This window comes from Calidifontibacter indicus, from assembly GCF_003386865.1.
Taxonomy (GTDB): domain Bacteria; phylum Actinomycetota; class Actinomycetes; order Actinomycetales; family Dermatophilaceae; genus Yimella; species Yimella indica.
Window position 1 is genome coordinate 3,053,556 of the sequence record NZ_QTUA01000001.1, and the last position, 16,180, is coordinate 3,069,735.

Genomic DNA, 16,180 nt, shown 5'->3' on the forward strand with positions numbered 1-16,180 from the left:
CCATGACGCGATCCATCCAGTCCCTCGCCGCTGCCGGCAGCACCGTCGGCAACGCCACCCTCAACATCGCGATCTTCGCGGTCTTCGTGCTGGTGACGCTCACCATCGTCATCAAGGTGGCCGCGGGCAACAAGACCGCCGGGCAGATGTACACCGGTGGCGCCGCGTTCTCCGGCAAGCAGAACGGCCTCGCCATCGCCGGCGACTACCTGTCGGCCGCGTCGTTCCTCGGCATCGCCGGCGCCATCGCACTGCAGGGCTACGACGGCTTCCTGTACTCCATCGGATTCCTCGTCGCGTGGCTCGTCGCACTGCTGCTCGTCGCCGAACTCATGCGCAACACCGGCCGGTTCACGATGGCGGACGTGCTGTCGTACCGCCTCAAGCAGCGTCCGGTGCGTCTTGCCGCCGCCACGTCGGCATTGTGCGTCTCGTTCTTCTACCTGCTCGCCCAGATGGCCGGCGCCGGTGGCCTGGTGTCGCTGCTGCTCGGCGTCAGCGGCGCCGCCGCCCAGAACATCGTCATCGCCGTCGTCGGCGTGATCATGGTGCTCTACGTGATGATCGGCGGCATGAAGGGCACCACCTGGGTGCAGATGATCAAGGCCGTGCTGCTCATCGCCGCCACCTTCGTGATGACCCTCTGGGTGCTCGGCAAGTACGGCTTCAACATCAGCCACCTGTTCGACGCCGCGGTGAAGGAGAACCCGACGGCCGGCGAGAAGCTGCTGTCGCCCGGTCTGAAGTACGGCAAGACCGACGAGACCAAGCTCGACTTCGTCTCCCTCGCCCTCGCTCTCGTACTCGGCACCGCGGGCCTGCCGCACGTGCTGCAGCGTTTCTACACCGTGCCCACGAGCAAGCAGGCGCGTAAGTCGGTCGAGTGGGCCATCTGGCTGATCGGCGGGTTCTACCTGCTGACCCTGGTCATCGGTTACGGCGCCGGCGCGCTCGTCGGCCCGGAGAAGATCAACGCCGCGCCCGGCAAAGCGAATGCCGCTGCACCGTTGCTCGCTTTCGAACTCGGCGGCTCGCCGCTGCTCGGCATCGTGTCGGGCATCGCGTTCGCGACGATCCTCGCGGTGGTCGCGGGGCTCACGATCACCACCAGTGCCACCTTCGCGCACGACATCTACAACCAGGTGATCAAGCGCGGCAAGGCCTCGCCGGAGTCGGAGGTGAAGGTGGCGCGCATCGCCGCCCTCGTCGGTGGTGTCGTCGCGATCCTCGGCGGAATGCTCGCCAAGGACCAGAACATCGCGTTCCTCGTCGCCCTGGCCTTCGCGGTCGCCGCGAGCGCCAACCTGCCGACGATCCTCTACTCGCTGTTCTGGAAGCGGTTCAACACCCGCGGCGCGGTGTGGAGCATCTACGGCGGCTTGATCACCGCGGTCGGTCTGATCATCTTCAGCCCCGTGGTGAGCGGCAAGGGCGCCGACCCGAAGACCGGCAAGACCCTGTCGATGCTGCCGGCGGACATCGACTTCCACTGGTTCCCGCTCGACAACCCCGGCATCGTCTCCATCCCGGTCGGGTTCTTCCTCGGCTGGTTGGGCAGCGTCACGAGCAAGGAGTTCAACGCCGCCAAGTACGCCGAGATGGAGGTGCGTTCTCTCACCGGACACGGGGTTGCCGAGGCGATCGAACACTAGAAAGGTTGGGGTGGGGCGTGTGACGCGCCCCACCCTGCCGGTACAACGGTAAGACCGGACGCCGACGGCGCCCGGAACGTCGATGAGGATGAGAATTGTGAGCGACACCAGCTACGCACCCGATGCGAACTTCGCCGCCGGCGCCAACGGAAAGCAGGAGCTTTTCGACGCGGCCGCAGCAGACTTCGAGGGCTTCTGGGCCGACCAGGCCCGCGAGCGGATCACCTGGGCGAAGCCCTTCAGCCAGACTCTCGACTGGAGCAACGCACCGTTCGCGAAGTGGTTCGCCGACGGTCAGCTCAACGTCGCTTACAACTGCGTCGACCGGCACGTCGAGGCGGGGAACGGCGATCGGGTCGCGATCCACTTCGAGGGCGACCAGGGCGACACCCGCACGATCACCTACGCCGACCTACAGAAGGAAGTCAGCAAGACGGCAAATGCGTTGTCGGAGTTGGGTATCGGCAAGGGCGACCGGGTCGCGATCTACATGCCGATGATCCCCGAGACCGTGTTCACGATGCTCGCGTGCGCCCGCCTCGGCGCGCCGCACTCGGTGGTCTTCGGCGGGTTCTCCGCCGACGCGCTCCACACCCGCATCGTCGACGCCGACGCGACCGTCGTCGTCACCACCGACGGCCAGTGGCGCCGCGGCAAGCCGGCCCCGCTGAAGGCCGCCGTCGACGAGTCGCTCACCCGCGGTGAGCACCCGGTGAAGCACGTGCTCGTCGTGAAGCGCACCGACTCGGAGGTGCGGTGGAACGACGACATCGACAAGTGGTGGCACGACGTCGTAGACCGCCAGTCCGACCAGCACACCCCCGAGCCGGTCGACGCCGAACACCCGCTGTTCATCCTTTACACCTCCGGCACGACCGGGAAGCCGAAGGGCATCCTGCACACGTCCGGCGGCTACCTGACGCAGGCGGCCTACACCAACTCGATCGTGCACGACGTGCACCCCGAGTCGGACGTCTACTGGTGCACCGCCGATGTGGGCTGGGTGACCGGCCACTCCTACATCGTCTATGGGCCGTTGGCGAACGGCGCGACGCAGGTGCTCTACGAGGGCACCCCCGACACCCCGCACCAGGGTCGTTGGTGGGAGATCGTGCAGAAGTACGGCGTGACCATCCTCTACACCGCGCCCACCGCGATCCGCACCTTCATGAAGTGGGGCGCCGAGATCCCCGCGAAGTACGACCTGAGCTCGATCCGCGTGCTCGGCTCGGTCGGCGAGCCGATCAACCCGGAGGCGTGGCGCTGGTACCGCAAGAACATCGGCGGCGACAAGGCACCGATCGTCGACACCTGGTGGCAGACCGAGACCGGCGCGATCATGATCTCGCCGCTGCCCGGCCTCACCACCCTCGAGCCGGGTTCGGCGCAGCGTCCGATCCCCGGCATTTCCGCCGAGATCCTCGACGACGAGGGCAACCCGCTCACCGAACCCGAGCAGGTCGGCTACCTGGTGCTCACCAAGCCGTGGCCGAGCATGTTGCGCACCATCTGGGGCGACGACCAGCGCTACCAGGACACCTACTGGAGCCGCTTCGGTCCGAAGTACTACTTCGCCGGTGACGGCGCGAAGTACGACGCCGACGGCAACATCTGGTTGCTCGGACGCGTCGACGACGTGATGAACGTGTCGGGCCACCGACTCTCCACCGCGGAGATCGAATCCGCCCTGGTGTCACACGAATCCGTGGCCGAGGCCGCTGTCGTGGGCGCGTCGGACGAGACCACCGGCCAGGCGGTCTGCGCGTTCGTGATCCTGCGCGAGGGCTTCGCCGACAACGGAGACGACACCGTGCAGGAACTGCGCAACCACGTCGCCAAGGAGATCGGCCCGATCGCCAAGCCGCGCCAGATCATGGTCGTGCCGGAGTTGCCGAAGACCCGGTCGGGCAAGATCATGCGCCGCCTGCTCAAGGACGTCGCCGAGAACCGCGAGGTCGGTGACGTCACCACGCTGGCCGACTCCACGGTGATGAACCTCATCCAGGCCGGCCTCAAGAAGGACTGACCCAAGTCCGCAAACGCTGCACCAACCCACAGACGCTGCCGTTGCAACGGCAGCGTCTGTCGGTTGGTGCAGCGTTTGCGGAGGGTTACAGGGGTTGTCGGCGGACGGCGGGGTCTGGCGCGGGCGGTCGACGAGGCGCGCGATCCGCTCAGCGCTGGGTCGAGTCGGTGACCTCACCGACCAGTTCCTCGAGCACGTCCTCCAGGAACACCACACCGGTGGCGGTGCCGGCCGGGTCGACGACCCGCGCGAGGTGCGACCCGGTGCGCTGCATCGTCAGCAGCACGTCCTCCACCTCGGCGCCCGGGCTCACCGTCGCCAAGCGGCGGATGCGGCGCGGCGGCACCGGCTCGTCGTACAACTCGTCACGGGCGTAGAGCACGTCCTTGAGGTGCACATACCCGGCCAGCGCGCCCGAGGCGTCGACCAGCGGGAAGCGCGAGAAGCCGCGCTTGGCGACCCGTTTCTCTACATCGGCCGGGGTGCACCCGACCTTGAGGGTGACGAGTTCGTCGATCGGCACGGCGACGTCGGAAGCGACCCGGTCGGTGAACTCCAGTGCGCCCCGCACGCGTTCCTGCTGCGCCGCCTCGATGAGACCCTCTCGGTGCGACTCCTCGACGATGATCTCCATCTCCTCGGCCGAGAAGGTCGATGCCATCTCGTCCTTGGGCTCGATACCGAGCCGGCGGACGGCGAACTTCGCGATCGCTTCCAGCGCACGGATCAGGGGGCGCAGGGCGCGCGTGATCCACAGCAGCGGCGGCGCGAGGACGAGTGCGGCGCGGTCGGGCCCGGCGATCGCGAGGTTCTTCGGCACCATCTCGCCGAGCACCACGTGCAGGTAGACCACGATCAGCAGCGCGAGCACGAGCGCGACGATGTCGGCGGCACCCTCGGGCATCCCGAGCGAATGCATCGGCCCGGCGAGCAGGTGGTGCAGGGCGTCTTCGGCCACGGCACCGAGCAGCACCGAACAGACCGTGATGCCCAGCTGCGCGCAGGCCAACAACGAGGAGACGTTCTCCAACGCCTCGATCGCCGATCGGGCCCGCTTGGAGCCCTGGGCCGCCAGTGGTTCGAGCTGCGAGCGCCGGGCCGCCATCACCGAGAACTCGGCGCCGACGAAGAAGGCGTTGCCGAGCAACAGGAGCAACGAGAACAGCAGGCTCACGACTGCTCCTCCTCGGCGGCTTCGGGCACGACGGGGGTCAGCCGCACCCGGTCGACCCGGCGGCGGTCCATCGACAGCACCCGCAGCCGCCACCCGTCGAGCTCGACCTCGTCGCCGACCTCGGGCACGCGTCCGACCTGTGCCATGACGAACCCGCCGACCGTTTCGTAGTTGGGTCCTTCGGGGATCTCGGCGCCGATCCGGTCGGCCACCTCGTCGGGTCGCCACATGCCCGACACCGTCCAACTGCCGTCTGCGAGAAGGCGACTGGGGTCGGCCACCTTGTCGTGCTCGTCGGTCACCTCACCGACGATCTCCTCGATGACGTCCTCGAGCGACACGATGCCGGAGGTGCCGGCGTACTCGTCGATCACCAGGGCGAGTTGCAGTCCCCCGCCGCGCAACTGCAGCAGCAGCGGGTCGAGGCGCACCGTCTCCGGCACGAACACCGGCGGCACCATGAGGGCGGTCACCGGCACGTCGGCGCGCCGGTCGTGGGGCACCGCGATCGCCTTCTTCACGTGCACCATGCCCTCGACGTCGTCCCACCCGTCGCCGAGCACCGGGAAGCGGGAGTGGCCGGTGGCGCGGGCCAGGTCGATGACGTCCTCGGCCGAGGCGGTGCGCTCGACGAAGGAGCACCGCACGCGCGGGGTCATGACATCGGCCGCGACGCGCTCACCGAAGCCCAGCGACCGCGCCAGCAGCCGCGCCGTGCCCTCCTCCATCGTTCCGGCGGCGGCCGAGTGACGCACCATCGACGCGAGTTCCTGCGGGGTGCGGGCGGCCGAGAGTTCCTCCTGCGGCTCGATGTTGAGCGACCGCAGGATTGCGTTGGCCGATCCGTTGAGCAGCAGGATCAGCGGCTTGAAGATCAGGCCGACGAAGCGCACGGGCGCCGCGACGACGGTGGCGACACCGAGCGGTGCCGAGATGCCGAGGAACTGCGGGATGAGTTCACCGAAGATCATCGAGAAGATCGACGCGATCACCAGCGCGACGACCGTCGACGTGGTCGCGGCCACCGGCTCGCTCAGCCCGATCGCGGTGAGCGGCCCTTCCAGCAACCGGCCGAGCGAGGGTTCGACCAACCAACCGAGCACCAGCGTCGTCAAGGTGATGCCGACCTGCGCGGCCGAAAGCTGGGTCGACAGGCTGCGCAGTGACGCGAGCACCGAGCGCGCGCCCGCGTCACCTTCGTCGGCCGCGCGCTGGACGCTCGGCCGATCGAGGGCAACGAGGGAGAACTCCGCGGCGACGAACATCGCCGTTCCGGCTGTCAGCAGCACGCCGAGACCGATGAGGATCCATTCGTACATAGGTCGGCGATTCTCCCACGCCCGAGGCGGGTTCGCGGGGGCCGGTCACCCGGCGACCCGACCCGAAATGATGGGATGGGTCTGTTCCTGTACACGATTCACCTACACGAATCACCTACACGAATCTTTCCGGGGGTCACACCGTGTCAGCAGCACCCGCCACCGCTTCCTCACCTGTCGGCGGCTCCGACCGCGGCCGCATCGTGGTGCAGAAGCTCACCAAGTCGTTCGGTTCGTTCCGCGCCGTCGACAACCTGTCGTTCGAAGTGCCACCGGGCCGTGTCACCGGCTTCCTCGGCCCGAACGGCGCCGGCAAGACGACCACGCTGCGGATGATCCTCGGCCTCATCCGGCCGACGTCCGGTGGCTCCACGATCGGCGGCGTGCCCTATGTGCAACTGAGCGACCCGCTGCGCGTCGTGGGCGCCGCGCTCGAGGCGACCAACTTCCACCCCGGGCGTACCGGACGCGACCACCTTCGGGTGATGGCCACCGCCGCCGGGCTGCCTGCGTCGCGGGCCGACGAACTGCTCGAACTGGTGGGCATTCCGGCCGCCGCGAAGAAGCCGGCCGGCGGCTACTCGATGGGTATGCGACAACGGCTCGGGTTGGCCGGCGCGCTGCTCGGCGATCCCGATGTGCTCGTGCTCGACGAACCCGCCAACGGCCTCGACCCCGAGGGCATCCGGTGGTTGCGCGGCTTCCTGCGGCACCTGGCCGGCAACGGCAAGACCATCCTGGTGTCGAGCCACCTGCTCGCCGAGGTGGAGCAGACCGTCGACGACGTGATCATCCTGGCCAACGGTCGCCTCATCCGGCAGGGCACGATCGAGGAACTGCGCGGTCACCCGAAGGTGCGGGTCGTCGTGCCCGACCCGGCACGGCTGGCCCAGGCGCTGAACGGTGCGGGCATCGCCACCGAACCTGGCGACGCGCCGGGCACGGTCTTCGCGCTCACCGAGAACGCCGCGTCCGTCGGCGACATCGCCTTCCGCGCCGGGCTGCCGGTGCACGAACTGCGCCGCCAGCAGGCCGACCTCGAAGCGTTGTTCTTCGAACTCACCAGCCAGGGCGGTGCACGCAACCGCAACCTCGGCGCGCCCGCCGCCGGTGCCGGACAACCCGGCGCGGCCCCCACCCAAGCGCCGACCAAAGCCCCGACCGAACACGTCGATCCGACATCCGCCCCGACCGAAGGAGAGGCGCTCTGATGGGCCGCGCGATCAAGGCCGAAGTGCAGAAGATGCTCACCACCAAGCTGTGGTGGGGCATGGCGATCGCCGTCTTCGCCTGCGGCGCGCTGTTCGCGTTGTTCCTCGGGCTCATCCTCGGCGGCGACAACCCCGAGAACTCCGGCATTCCCACCATGAACCCGCGTGAGATCGCGACGAGCACCTACACCGGTGGCGTCGGGTTCGGTTACACGCTGCTCATGGTGATCGGCATCATGACGATCGGCGCGGAGTACCGCCACAAGACGATCACCGGCACCCTGCTCGCCTTCCCCCGGCGGCCGCAGATGATCACGGCGAAGGTCGTGGCGCTGCTCGCGTTCGGTGTCTTCTACGGACTCGTGTTCCTCATCGGTTCGGTGTCCGTCGGCTTCACCGTGCTGTCGGCCCGCGGGCTGGACGCGTTCCCGGAGCCCGGGGCGCTCGTGCGCTCGCTGTTGCTCGTGCTGCTCGTGCTGGGCCTCTGGGCGCTCATCGGGCTCGGTCTCGGTGTGCTGATCCCCAACCAGGTGGCGGCGATCCTCACCGGTGTCGGCATCGCGTTCATCGTCGAACCGCTGCTCGGTCTGCTCATCTCGCAGGTGTCGTTCGGCGAGACGATCGCGAAGTTCTTCCCCAGCTATGCGACCAACGCGGTGCTCGGTGCGACGTCGAGCGGCGAGGGTGCGCAGAGCCTGCTGAACTGGTGGGAAGGTTCGCTGGTGCTGCTCGCCTATGCGGCGGTTTTCGTCGGCATCGGCACCTGGCTGACCAACCGGCGCGACGTCAGCTGAGACACTCCCTGGCCCTGCCGGGCACAGCTGACCGGTCGGGCGTAGGCTTGCCTATAACTGTGTGCTAGCGCGCACGCAGAACAGAATCGGCGACACCCAGAAAGAGGCGCATCAGCGTGTCCCAGCCTTCCGAACCGCTCGCCAGCTTCGGCCCCAACGAGTGGTTGGTCGACGAGCTCTACGAGCAGTACCTGCAGGACAAGAACTCCGTCGACAAGGCTTGGTGGAGTTTCTTCGCCGACTACAAGCCGGGCGCGGCCGCCGCGAACGGTTCGAGCAACGGCCAGTCCGCGAACGGCGCGTCCAACGGCGCTTCCAACGACGCTGCCACGCAGGCACCGAAGGCTGAGGCCAAGACCGAGGCAAAGGCAGCACCCAAGGCCGACACGAAGGCAGGCACGAAGACCGACGCGAGCGCACAGCCCGCCCCCTCGACCGCGCCGAAGGCGGAGAAGTCGCGCTCCTCGCGCGACACCAGCTCCCCCTCGCACACCCTCGACCCCAAGCAGGCCGAGCTGTCCAACGCGCGCCCGATCTCGCGTGACGGTGGCGCCGCCGCCGTCCAGGCCCCCGAGGTCGAGGACACGCACGTTCCGCTGCGCGGTGTCGCGGCGCGCATCGTCACCAACATGGAGCAGAGCCTGGAGGTGCCGACCGCCACCAGCGTCCGCGCCGTGCCGGCCAAGCTGCTCATCGACAACCGCATCGTCATCAACAACCACCTCGCCCGCAGCCGCGGCGGCAAGGTGAGCTTCACCCACCTGCTCGGTTACGCGATCGTCAAGGCGCTCAAGCTCGTCCCGGGCATGAACAGCGCGCTCACCACCGACGAGAAGGGCAAGCCGGTGCTCGTCGAGCCCGGTCACATCAACTTCGGCCTCGCGATCGACCTGCAGAAGGACGACGGCAGCCGCACCCTCGTCGTGCCGAACGTCAAGAACGCCGAGGCGATGGACTTCGTGCAGTTCTGGTCGGCGTACGAGGAGATGGTGCGCAAGGCGCGCACCAACACCCTCACCCTCGAGGACTACCAGGGCACCACGATCACCCTGACCAACCCGGGCGGCATCGGCACCGTCCACTCGGTGCCGCGCCTGATGAAGGGCGCCGGCGCGATCATCGGTGCGGGCGCGCTGGAGTACCCCGCCGAATGGCACGGCGCGAGCATGAACACGCTCAACCGGAACGCCGTCAGCAAGGTCATGACGCTGACCTCGACCTACGACCACCGCATCATCCAGGGCGCGGTCTCGGGTGAGTTCCTGCGCGTCGTCCACCAGTTGCTGCTGGGCGAGGATGGTTTCTACGACGAGATCTTCCAGGCCATGCGGATCCCGTACGAGCCGATCCGCTGGGTGCGCGACATCGACACCAGCCACGACGACGACATCAGCAAGGTCGCTCGTGTGCACGAGTTGATCCACGCCTACCGGGTGCGCGGCCATCTCATGGCCGACACCGACCCGCTGGAGTACAAGCAGCGGCGTCACCCCGACCTCGACATCACCAACCACGGCCTCACCCTGTGGGACCTCGACCGCACCTTCCCCACCGGCGGGTTCGGCGGTGAGCCGTTCCTCACGCTGCGCAAGATCCTCGGCATCCTGCGTGACTCCTACTGCCGCGGCACCGGCATCGAGTACATGCACATCCAAGACCCCGACCAGCGGCGGTGGATCCAGTCGAAGGTCGAGGTGCCCTACGAGAAGCAGACCGCCGAGGAGCAGCTGCGTATCCTGCGCAAGCTCAACGCGGCCGAGGCCTTCGAGACCTTCCTGCAGACCAAGTACGTCGGCCAGAAGCGCTTCAGCCTCGAAGGTGGCGAGTCGGTCATCGCGCTGCTCGACCGCATCATGTGCGAAGCGGCCGACGAGGGCATGGACGAGATCTGCATCGGCATGCCGCACCGCGGACGCCTCAACGTTCTGGCCAACATCGCCGGCAAGTCCTACGGCCAGATCTTCCGTGAGTTCGAAGGCACCCAGGACCCCAACTCGGTTCAGGGTTCGGGCGACGTGAAGTACCACCTCGGCACCGAGGGCGAGTTCGTCTCCGACGCCGGCAACAGCACCCGCGTCTACCTCGCGGCGAACCCCTCGCACCTCGAGGCGGTCGACCCGGTGCTCGAGGGCATCACCCGCGCCAAGCAGGACCGCATCAACCTCGCCGGCACCGCGTTCACCGTGCTGCCGATCATGTTGCACGGCGACGCCGCGTTCGCCGGTCAGGGCGTGGTCGCCGAGACGCTGAACCTCTCGCAGCTGCGCGGCTACCGCACCGGCGGCACGATCCACGTCGTCATCAACAACCAGGTCGGCTTCACCACCGCACCCTCGCAGTCGCGTTCGTCGACCTACTCGACCGACGTCGCCCGGATGGTGCAGGCGCCGATCTTCCACGTCAACGGCGACGACCCCGAGGCGTGCGTTCGGGTGGCCGAGTTGGCCTACGAGTTCCGCCAGAAGTTCCACAAGGACGTCGTCATCGACATGGTGTGCTACCGCCGCCGTGGCCACAACGAGGGCGACGACCCGTCGATGACGCAGCCGCTGATGTACAACCTCATCGAGGCCAAGCGCAGCGTCCGCAAGCTCTACACCGAGGCCCTCATCGGTCGCGGCGACATCACCCCCGACGAGGCCGAGGCCGCGCTGCGCGACTACCAGCAGCAGCTGGAGCGGGTGTTCGTGGAGACCAAGGAGGCCAAGAAGCAGGGTGCTGCTCCGTCGGCCCCCGACTCCTCGACCGGCACCGACGCCGAGGGTCACGGCGGTCTCGAGCGCCCGTCGGCGCAGGCCGCCGACGACGCCACCGTCGACGGACGCAACCGGTCGACCGCGATCAGCGAGGCCGACCTCGCCAAGATCGGCCAGACCTGGGTCAACCCGCCGGAGGGCTTCACCGTCCACCCCAAGCTCGCGAAGCTCATGCAGCGCCGCAACGAGATGGTGACCAAGGGCGGAATCGACTGGGCCATGGGCGAATTGGCGGCCTTCGGTTCGCTGCTGATGGAGGGCATCCCGGTGCGCCTCGCCGGCCAGGACAGCCGCCGCGGCACCTTCGTGCAGCGCCATGCCGTGCTCATCGACAAGGTCAACGGCAACGAGTGGACGCCGCTGCGTTACCTCAGCCCCGACCAGGCGTGGTTCTGGGTCTACGACTCGCTGCTGTCGGAGTACGCCGCGATGGGCTTCGAGTACGGCTACTCGGTCGAGCGCCCCGACGCGCTCGTGCTGTGGGAGGCGCAGTTCGGCGACTTCGTCAACGGCGCCCAGACGATCCTCGACGAGTTCATCTCCTCCTCCGAGCAGAAGTGGGCGCAGCGTTCGTCGGTCGTGCTGCTGCTGCCGCACGGCTACGAGGGCCAGGGCCCCGACCACAGCTCGGCCCGCATCGAGCGGTTCCTGCAGCTGTTCGCCGAGGAGAACATGACGATCGCCTACCCGAGCACGCCGGCGTCGTACTTCCACCTGCTGCGTCGCCAGGCCTACGCCCGTCCGCGTCGTCCGCTGATCGTCTTCACCCCGAAGCAACTGCTGCGTCTGAAGGCCGCCACCAGCGAGCCGCAGGACTTCACCAGCGGCGTGTTCCAGCCGGTGCTGCGCGACCACACCCAGCCCGACCCGTCCCAGGTCGACCGGGTGCTGCTGGCTTCGGCCCGCGTGGTCTACGACCTCGAGGCCGAGCGCGAGAAGCGTGGCGACAAGCGCACCGCGATCGTTCGCGTCGAGCAGTTGGCGCCGATCCCGGGCAAGGAGATCGCCGAGGCCATCGCCGAGTACCCGAACGCCGAACTGGTGTGGGTGCAGGACGAGCCGAAGAACCAGGGTGCGTGGCCGTTCATGGCGCTCAACCTGCCTGAGGTTCTGGCCGAGTTCGGCGAGAAGCGTTCGCTGCGGGTCGTCTCGCGTCCGAGCGCGGCATCCCCGGCCACCGGTTCGCCCAAGCGCCACGCGGCGCAGTTGGCGCAGCTGTTGGCCGGCGCGTTCGACCGCTGAGATGTACTTCACCGACCGCGGCATCGAGGAGCTTTCGACTCGACGCGGCGAGGAGGAAGTCAGCTTCGAGTGGCTCGCCGACCAGTTGCGCACGTTCCTCGACCTCAACCCTGAGTTCGAGGTGCCCGTCGAACGCCTGGCAACATGGTTGGCTCGACTCGACGACGACGAGTGACGGATTGACAGTGAGGTACGCGTGACCCAGCAGGATGAGCGGCGCGAGCCGGTGTTCAACCCGAGTGCGGAGTTCCAGGTGGTCGACGGGCCGCGCCGGGTGGGCGTGTGCTTCGTCGGCGACGAGTACGTCGCGGGCCTTGGTGACCCCAAGGCCCTCGGCTGGGTCTCCCGGGTTGTCGCCCGCACCCCGCACGCCGGCGTCGACCTCGCGGGTTACAACCTCGGCGTGCGCGGCGACAGCTCCACGGAGGTGTTGGCGCGCTGGCAGCAGGAGTCGGACCTGCGCTGGCGCAGCGCGAACGAGCGGCGCCTGGTCGTCGGCTTCGGCGCGGCCGACGTCGAGCAGGGCATGTCGACCGCGCGCTCCCGGCTCAACCTCGCCAACATCCTCGACGACGCGTCGTCGGCCGCGATCGCCGCGTTCGTGGTCGGGCCGGCACCCACGCTCGACAACGAGTTCAACGAGCGCCTGCAGGTGTTGGTGGATGCTCAGGCCGACGTGTGCGCGCGCCGCGGTGTGACGTATGTCGACTGCTTCCGGCCGCTGCTCGGCCACGACCAGTGGCAGGCCGACCTCGCGGCCTCACCCGACGGGCTGCCCGGCCAGGCCGGTTACGGCCTCATCGCCTGGCTGGTGCTGCACGCGGGATGGCAAGCGTGGCTGGATCTCTGAGCAGCTGACCGGCGCCCGATGATGCCGCAGTCCCCCGCGACCGACGCCGCCCGGTTGCTCGACGTTGCCCGCCGGGTGTTGTTCGTGCACGCCCACCCGGACGACGAGACGCTGGCCACCGGCGCGCTCATCGCCGAACTCGTCGACCGCGGGGTCGAGGTGCACGTGCTCACCGCAACTCGCGGCGAACGCGGCGAGTTGGTGCCTGGTGTGGCCGACGTCGAGCCCGGTTCGGCGGCCTTCGTGGCGTTGCGTGAGCAGGAACTGCGTCGCGCGCTGGCGGCTCTCGGCGTCGACCATCACGCCTTCCTCGGCACCGCACCGGCCCGCGACCCCGGTGCGACGACCGCACGCCGCTACCGCGACTCGGGCATGCGCTGGGTGACCCCCGACGTGGCCGGTCCGGCCGAAGACTCCGGCCCCGAGTCACTCACTGCCGCAACGGTTTCCGAGGCCGCCAGTGACCTCGACGCATATGTCGCGGCCACCGCGCCCGACCTGTTGATCTCCTACGACAAGAACGGCGGCTACGGTCACCCCGACCACGTGCGCACGCACGACCTCACCGCCCAGGTGGCCGGCCACACCGGCATCCCGATGCTCGAGGTGATCCCGCCCGATCGCACGGTCGACGGCGACCTCGACGCGATCGCATGGCTCGACCTGTCGAGCCGACTCGGACGTGTGCAGGATGCGCTGCGCGCGCACGCGTCGCAGGTGCAGGTCGACGGCGACCACGTGGTGCACGTCGGAGGGCAACGCGAACCCATCGTCGTGCGCGCCGGTGTTCGCCTGCGCGCCACCGAAGCTCCGTAGGCTGATGTCATGACCTCGACGCCGACCTCCGACCCCTCGCCTCTGCTCCCCGCGCTGCCCGACGAGGACTGGTCGCGGGTGTTGTGCGTCGTCGCCCACCCCGACGACATGGAGTACGGCTCGTCCGCCGCCGTCGCCGCCTGGACCGCGCGCGGGGTCGAGGTCACCTACCTGCTGCTGACCAGCGGTGAGGCCGGCATGCAGACGCCGCCGGAGCAGGTCGGGCCGATCCGGGCGGACGAACAGGCCAAGGCGTGCGAGACGGTCGATGTCAGCGACCTGGTCATCATGAACCACCCCGACGGGATGCTGATGCCGACGCTCGAGCTGCGTCGCGACATCGCCCGGGTGATCCGCCGGGTGCGTCCCGACGCGGTGCTCACCGCCAACTTCGACTTCGAGGCGTATGGCGGTCTGAACCAGGCCGACCACCGGGCCGCCGGGCTGGCGACCGTCGACGCGGTGCGCGACGCCGACAACACATGGGTCTTCCGCGAGCTCGCCGAGGACGAGGGATTGCGCAAGTGGCACACCCGGTGGCTGCTGGTGGCCGGGCACCCGGACGCCACCCACGCCCTGGCGGTGGGCGCCGACCAGGTCGCCGCGTCCGTCGCGTCGCTCGAATGCCACCAGGCCTATCTGGCTGACCTGCCGTGGCACCCGAAGCCGGCCGACTTCATCCCGGAGATCCTGCGCACCGGCGGAAAGGCAGCCGGCCACGAGTTCGCAGTGACCTTCCGCGCCTACGACCTGGGTTAGTGCGGCATCGCCGGTGGTGGCACCTTCTGTACCGCTACGAAAGGCTCACGGCGGCGGGACGGCTCGTGCTCCCAGCGACGAAGGAGCAGGGATCACGAACGCCGAAGGAGCCGCCAGAGCTAATACGCACCGTCGCCGCGGATCACAGCGCGCACGGTCTTCACCAGAATCAGCAGGTCACCGGTGATCGACCAGTTCTCGACGTAGTAGAGGTCCTTGCGCACGCTCTCGTCCCAGGTGAGGTTGGAGCGTCCGCCGACCTGCCAGGGGCCGGTGATGCCGGGCTTGACGTAGAGGCGCCGGTGCACGTGCTGGTCGTAGAGGTCGACCTCGGTGGGCAGCGGCGGACGGGGACCGACGAGCGACATGTCACCACGCAGCACATCGAACAGCTGCGGCAGTTCGTCGATCGAGTAGCGGCGGATGAAACGGCCGACGCGGGTGACCCGCGGGTCGGCGCGCAACTTGAACAGGATCGCGTTGCCGTCGTGCCGGGCGCGCAGTTCGGCCTGCTTCGCCTCGGCGTCGGGCACCATCGAGCGGAACTTCGTGATGCGGAACCGGTCGCCGTTGACCCCGACCCGCTCCTGGCGGTAGAAGATCGGGCCGCGATCCTCGAGTTTGATGGCGAGCGCCGCGATGAGCATGACCGGCATGAGCGCGAGCGTTCCGAGGCCGCCGACGATGACGTCGAAGGCGCGTTTGCCGAGGTACTTCACGCCGGTGTAGCGCGGCATGTCGACCGCGATCAGCGGGAGTCCGTCGACCGGCTGCCAGTGGATTCGAGGGCCCGCCACGTCGGTGATCCGGGAGGCGAGCACCAGGTCGCAGTCGGTGTCTTCCAGGGCCCAGCCGAGGTCACGCAGGAAGGTCGGCCCGCTCGAACTCTGGCCGGCGACGACCACGGCGGTGGCACCGGAGATGACGGCGGACCGGGCGGCGTCCTCGGGCAGCCCCATCTCAGGGAGCATTCCGCCGTCGGCGAGTTCGAACTCGGCGTCGGTGCCGCCGGTCGCAACCGCGACCACCTTGTAGCCGGCGATGGAGGCCCGTTCCATGGCGTCGACGACGTAGCGCACCTCGACGGGTGACCCGACGACAAGCGCGCGTTCGACCCACTCGCCGCGCTCCCGCTGGCGCACCAGCATGCGGCGGGCGGCCAGCCGTCCGACCAGTAGTAGGAAGAGCCCGAGGGGTAGCGCGACGAGCAGGAATCCGCGGGCGAACTGGATCTGGAACAGTGCCGCGAAGATCGCGATGCCACCGAAGGTCGACCAGGTGGCGCGCGCCAGTCCGTGGTACTCGGCGGATCCGACGGCCACGACCCGCAGGCTGTAGCCACCGAACGCGGCGATGGTGGCCAGCCACGCGATGCCGAGCAGAACCGCGGTCTGGGGGTAGGAGAGTTCGGCGAGGCCGGACACCCGGCGATCGGTCTCGTCGCCGAACCGGATGATGACGGCGGTGCCGAGCGCGACGGCGACGGCGACGAAGTCGAAGGCGAACAGCCGTGCCTGCATCTTGCGGCGCCAGCCGACGTCTGTGCTCGCGACTGTTGTGACCCGCTGGTCGATGGCCATG

At 68.6% G+C, this 16,180-nt stretch carries 12 protein-coding genes; 9 read left to right on the forward strand and 3 right to left on the reverse strand.

Going from position 1 to position 16,180, the window contains the following annotated elements:
* Positions 1–2 precede the first annotated feature (2 nt).
* Positions 3–1,652, forward strand: a complete 1,650-nt coding sequence (locus DFJ65_RS14485; protein WP_115923628.1) for a solute symporter family protein — start codon at positions 3–5, stop codon at positions 1,650–1,652.
* Positions 1,653–1,740: 88 nt separating this feature from the next.
* The gene (gene acs / locus DFJ65_RS14490) at positions 1,741–3,678 is read left to right on the forward strand and encodes an acetate--CoA ligase (RefSeq protein ID WP_245950293.1); all 1,938 of its coding nucleotides are present in this window, start codon (positions 1,741–1,743) and stop codon (positions 3,676–3,678) included.
* Between the two features lie 148 nt (positions 3,679–3,826).
* On the opposite strand, the gene DFJ65_RS14495 is transcribed toward acs, so the two are convergent.
* On the reverse strand, positions 3,827–4,852 hold the full coding sequence (locus DFJ65_RS14495) for a hemolysin family protein (protein WP_115923630.1): 1,026 nt from the start codon (positions 4,850–4,852) through the stop codon (positions 3,827–3,829).
* Positions 4,849–6,171, reverse strand: coding sequence for a hemolysin family protein (locus tag DFJ65_RS14500; protein ID WP_115923631.1), 1,323 nt, complete (start codon positions 6,169–6,171; stop codon positions 4,849–4,851). Before DFJ65_RS14500 ends, DFJ65_RS14495 begins: the two co-directional genes overlap by 4 nt.
* Positions 6,172–6,314: 143 nt before the next feature.
* Here DFJ65_RS14500 and DFJ65_RS14505 point away from each other — a divergent pair, with 143 nt between their 5' ends.
* From DFJ65_RS14505 to DFJ65_RS14535, 7 genes are all read left to right on the forward strand, one after another.
* The gene (locus tag DFJ65_RS14505; RefSeq protein WP_115923632.1) at positions 6,315–7,382 is read left to right on the forward strand and encodes an ABC transporter ATP-binding protein; all 1,068 of its coding nucleotides are present in this window, start codon (positions 6,315–6,317) and stop codon (positions 7,380–7,382) included.
* Positions 7,382–8,176: an ABC transporter permease gene (locus tag DFJ65_RS14510; protein ID WP_115923633.1), complete on the forward strand. Its 795-nt coding sequence runs from the start codon at positions 7,382–7,384 to the stop codon at positions 8,174–8,176. The genes DFJ65_RS14505 and DFJ65_RS14510 overlap by 1 nt, the downstream gene beginning before the upstream one ends.
* Positions 8,177–8,292: 116 nt before the next feature.
* Entirely contained in the window at positions 8,293–12,174 is a 3,882-nt protein-coding gene (locus DFJ65_RS14515; protein ID WP_245950295.1) for a multifunctional oxoglutarate decarboxylase/oxoglutarate dehydrogenase thiamine pyrophosphate-binding subunit/dihydrolipoyllysine-residue succinyltransferase subunit, read from the forward strand.
* Position 12,175: 1 nt separating this feature from the next.
* Complete coding sequence (locus DFJ65_RS14520; protein ID WP_115923635.1) at positions 12,176–12,349, forward strand: DUF6104 family protein; 174 nt, start codon at positions 12,176–12,178, stop codon at positions 12,347–12,349.
* Positions 12,350–12,370: 21 nt separating this feature from the next.
* Positions 12,371–13,024, forward strand: a complete 654-nt coding sequence (locus DFJ65_RS14525) for a GDSL-type esterase/lipase family protein (RefSeq protein WP_115923636.1) — start codon at positions 12,371–12,373, stop codon at positions 13,022–13,024.
* Between the two features lie 18 nt (positions 13,025–13,042).
* A complete protein-coding gene (locus tag DFJ65_RS14530; protein ID WP_115923637.1) occupies positions 13,043–13,840 on the forward strand; it encodes a PIG-L deacetylase family protein in 798 nt (265 codons plus the stop codon).
* 9 nt (positions 13,841–13,849) lie between these two features.
* Positions 13,850–14,599 carry a PIG-L deacetylase family protein gene (locus DFJ65_RS14535; RefSeq protein WP_115923638.1) on the forward strand — a complete coding sequence of 250 codons (750 nt, stop codon included), beginning with the start codon at positions 13,850–13,852 and terminating at the stop codon, positions 14,597–14,599.
* A gap of 119 nt (positions 14,600–14,718) precedes the next feature.
* Here the strand turns inward: DFJ65_RS14535 and DFJ65_RS14540 are convergent, their stop codons facing one another.
* Positions 14,719–16,179 carry a sugar transferase gene (locus DFJ65_RS14540; protein WP_115923639.1) on the reverse strand — a complete coding sequence of 487 codons (1,461 nt, stop codon included), beginning with the start codon at positions 16,177–16,179 and terminating at the stop codon, positions 14,719–14,721.
* Position 16,180 lies beyond the last annotated feature (1 nt).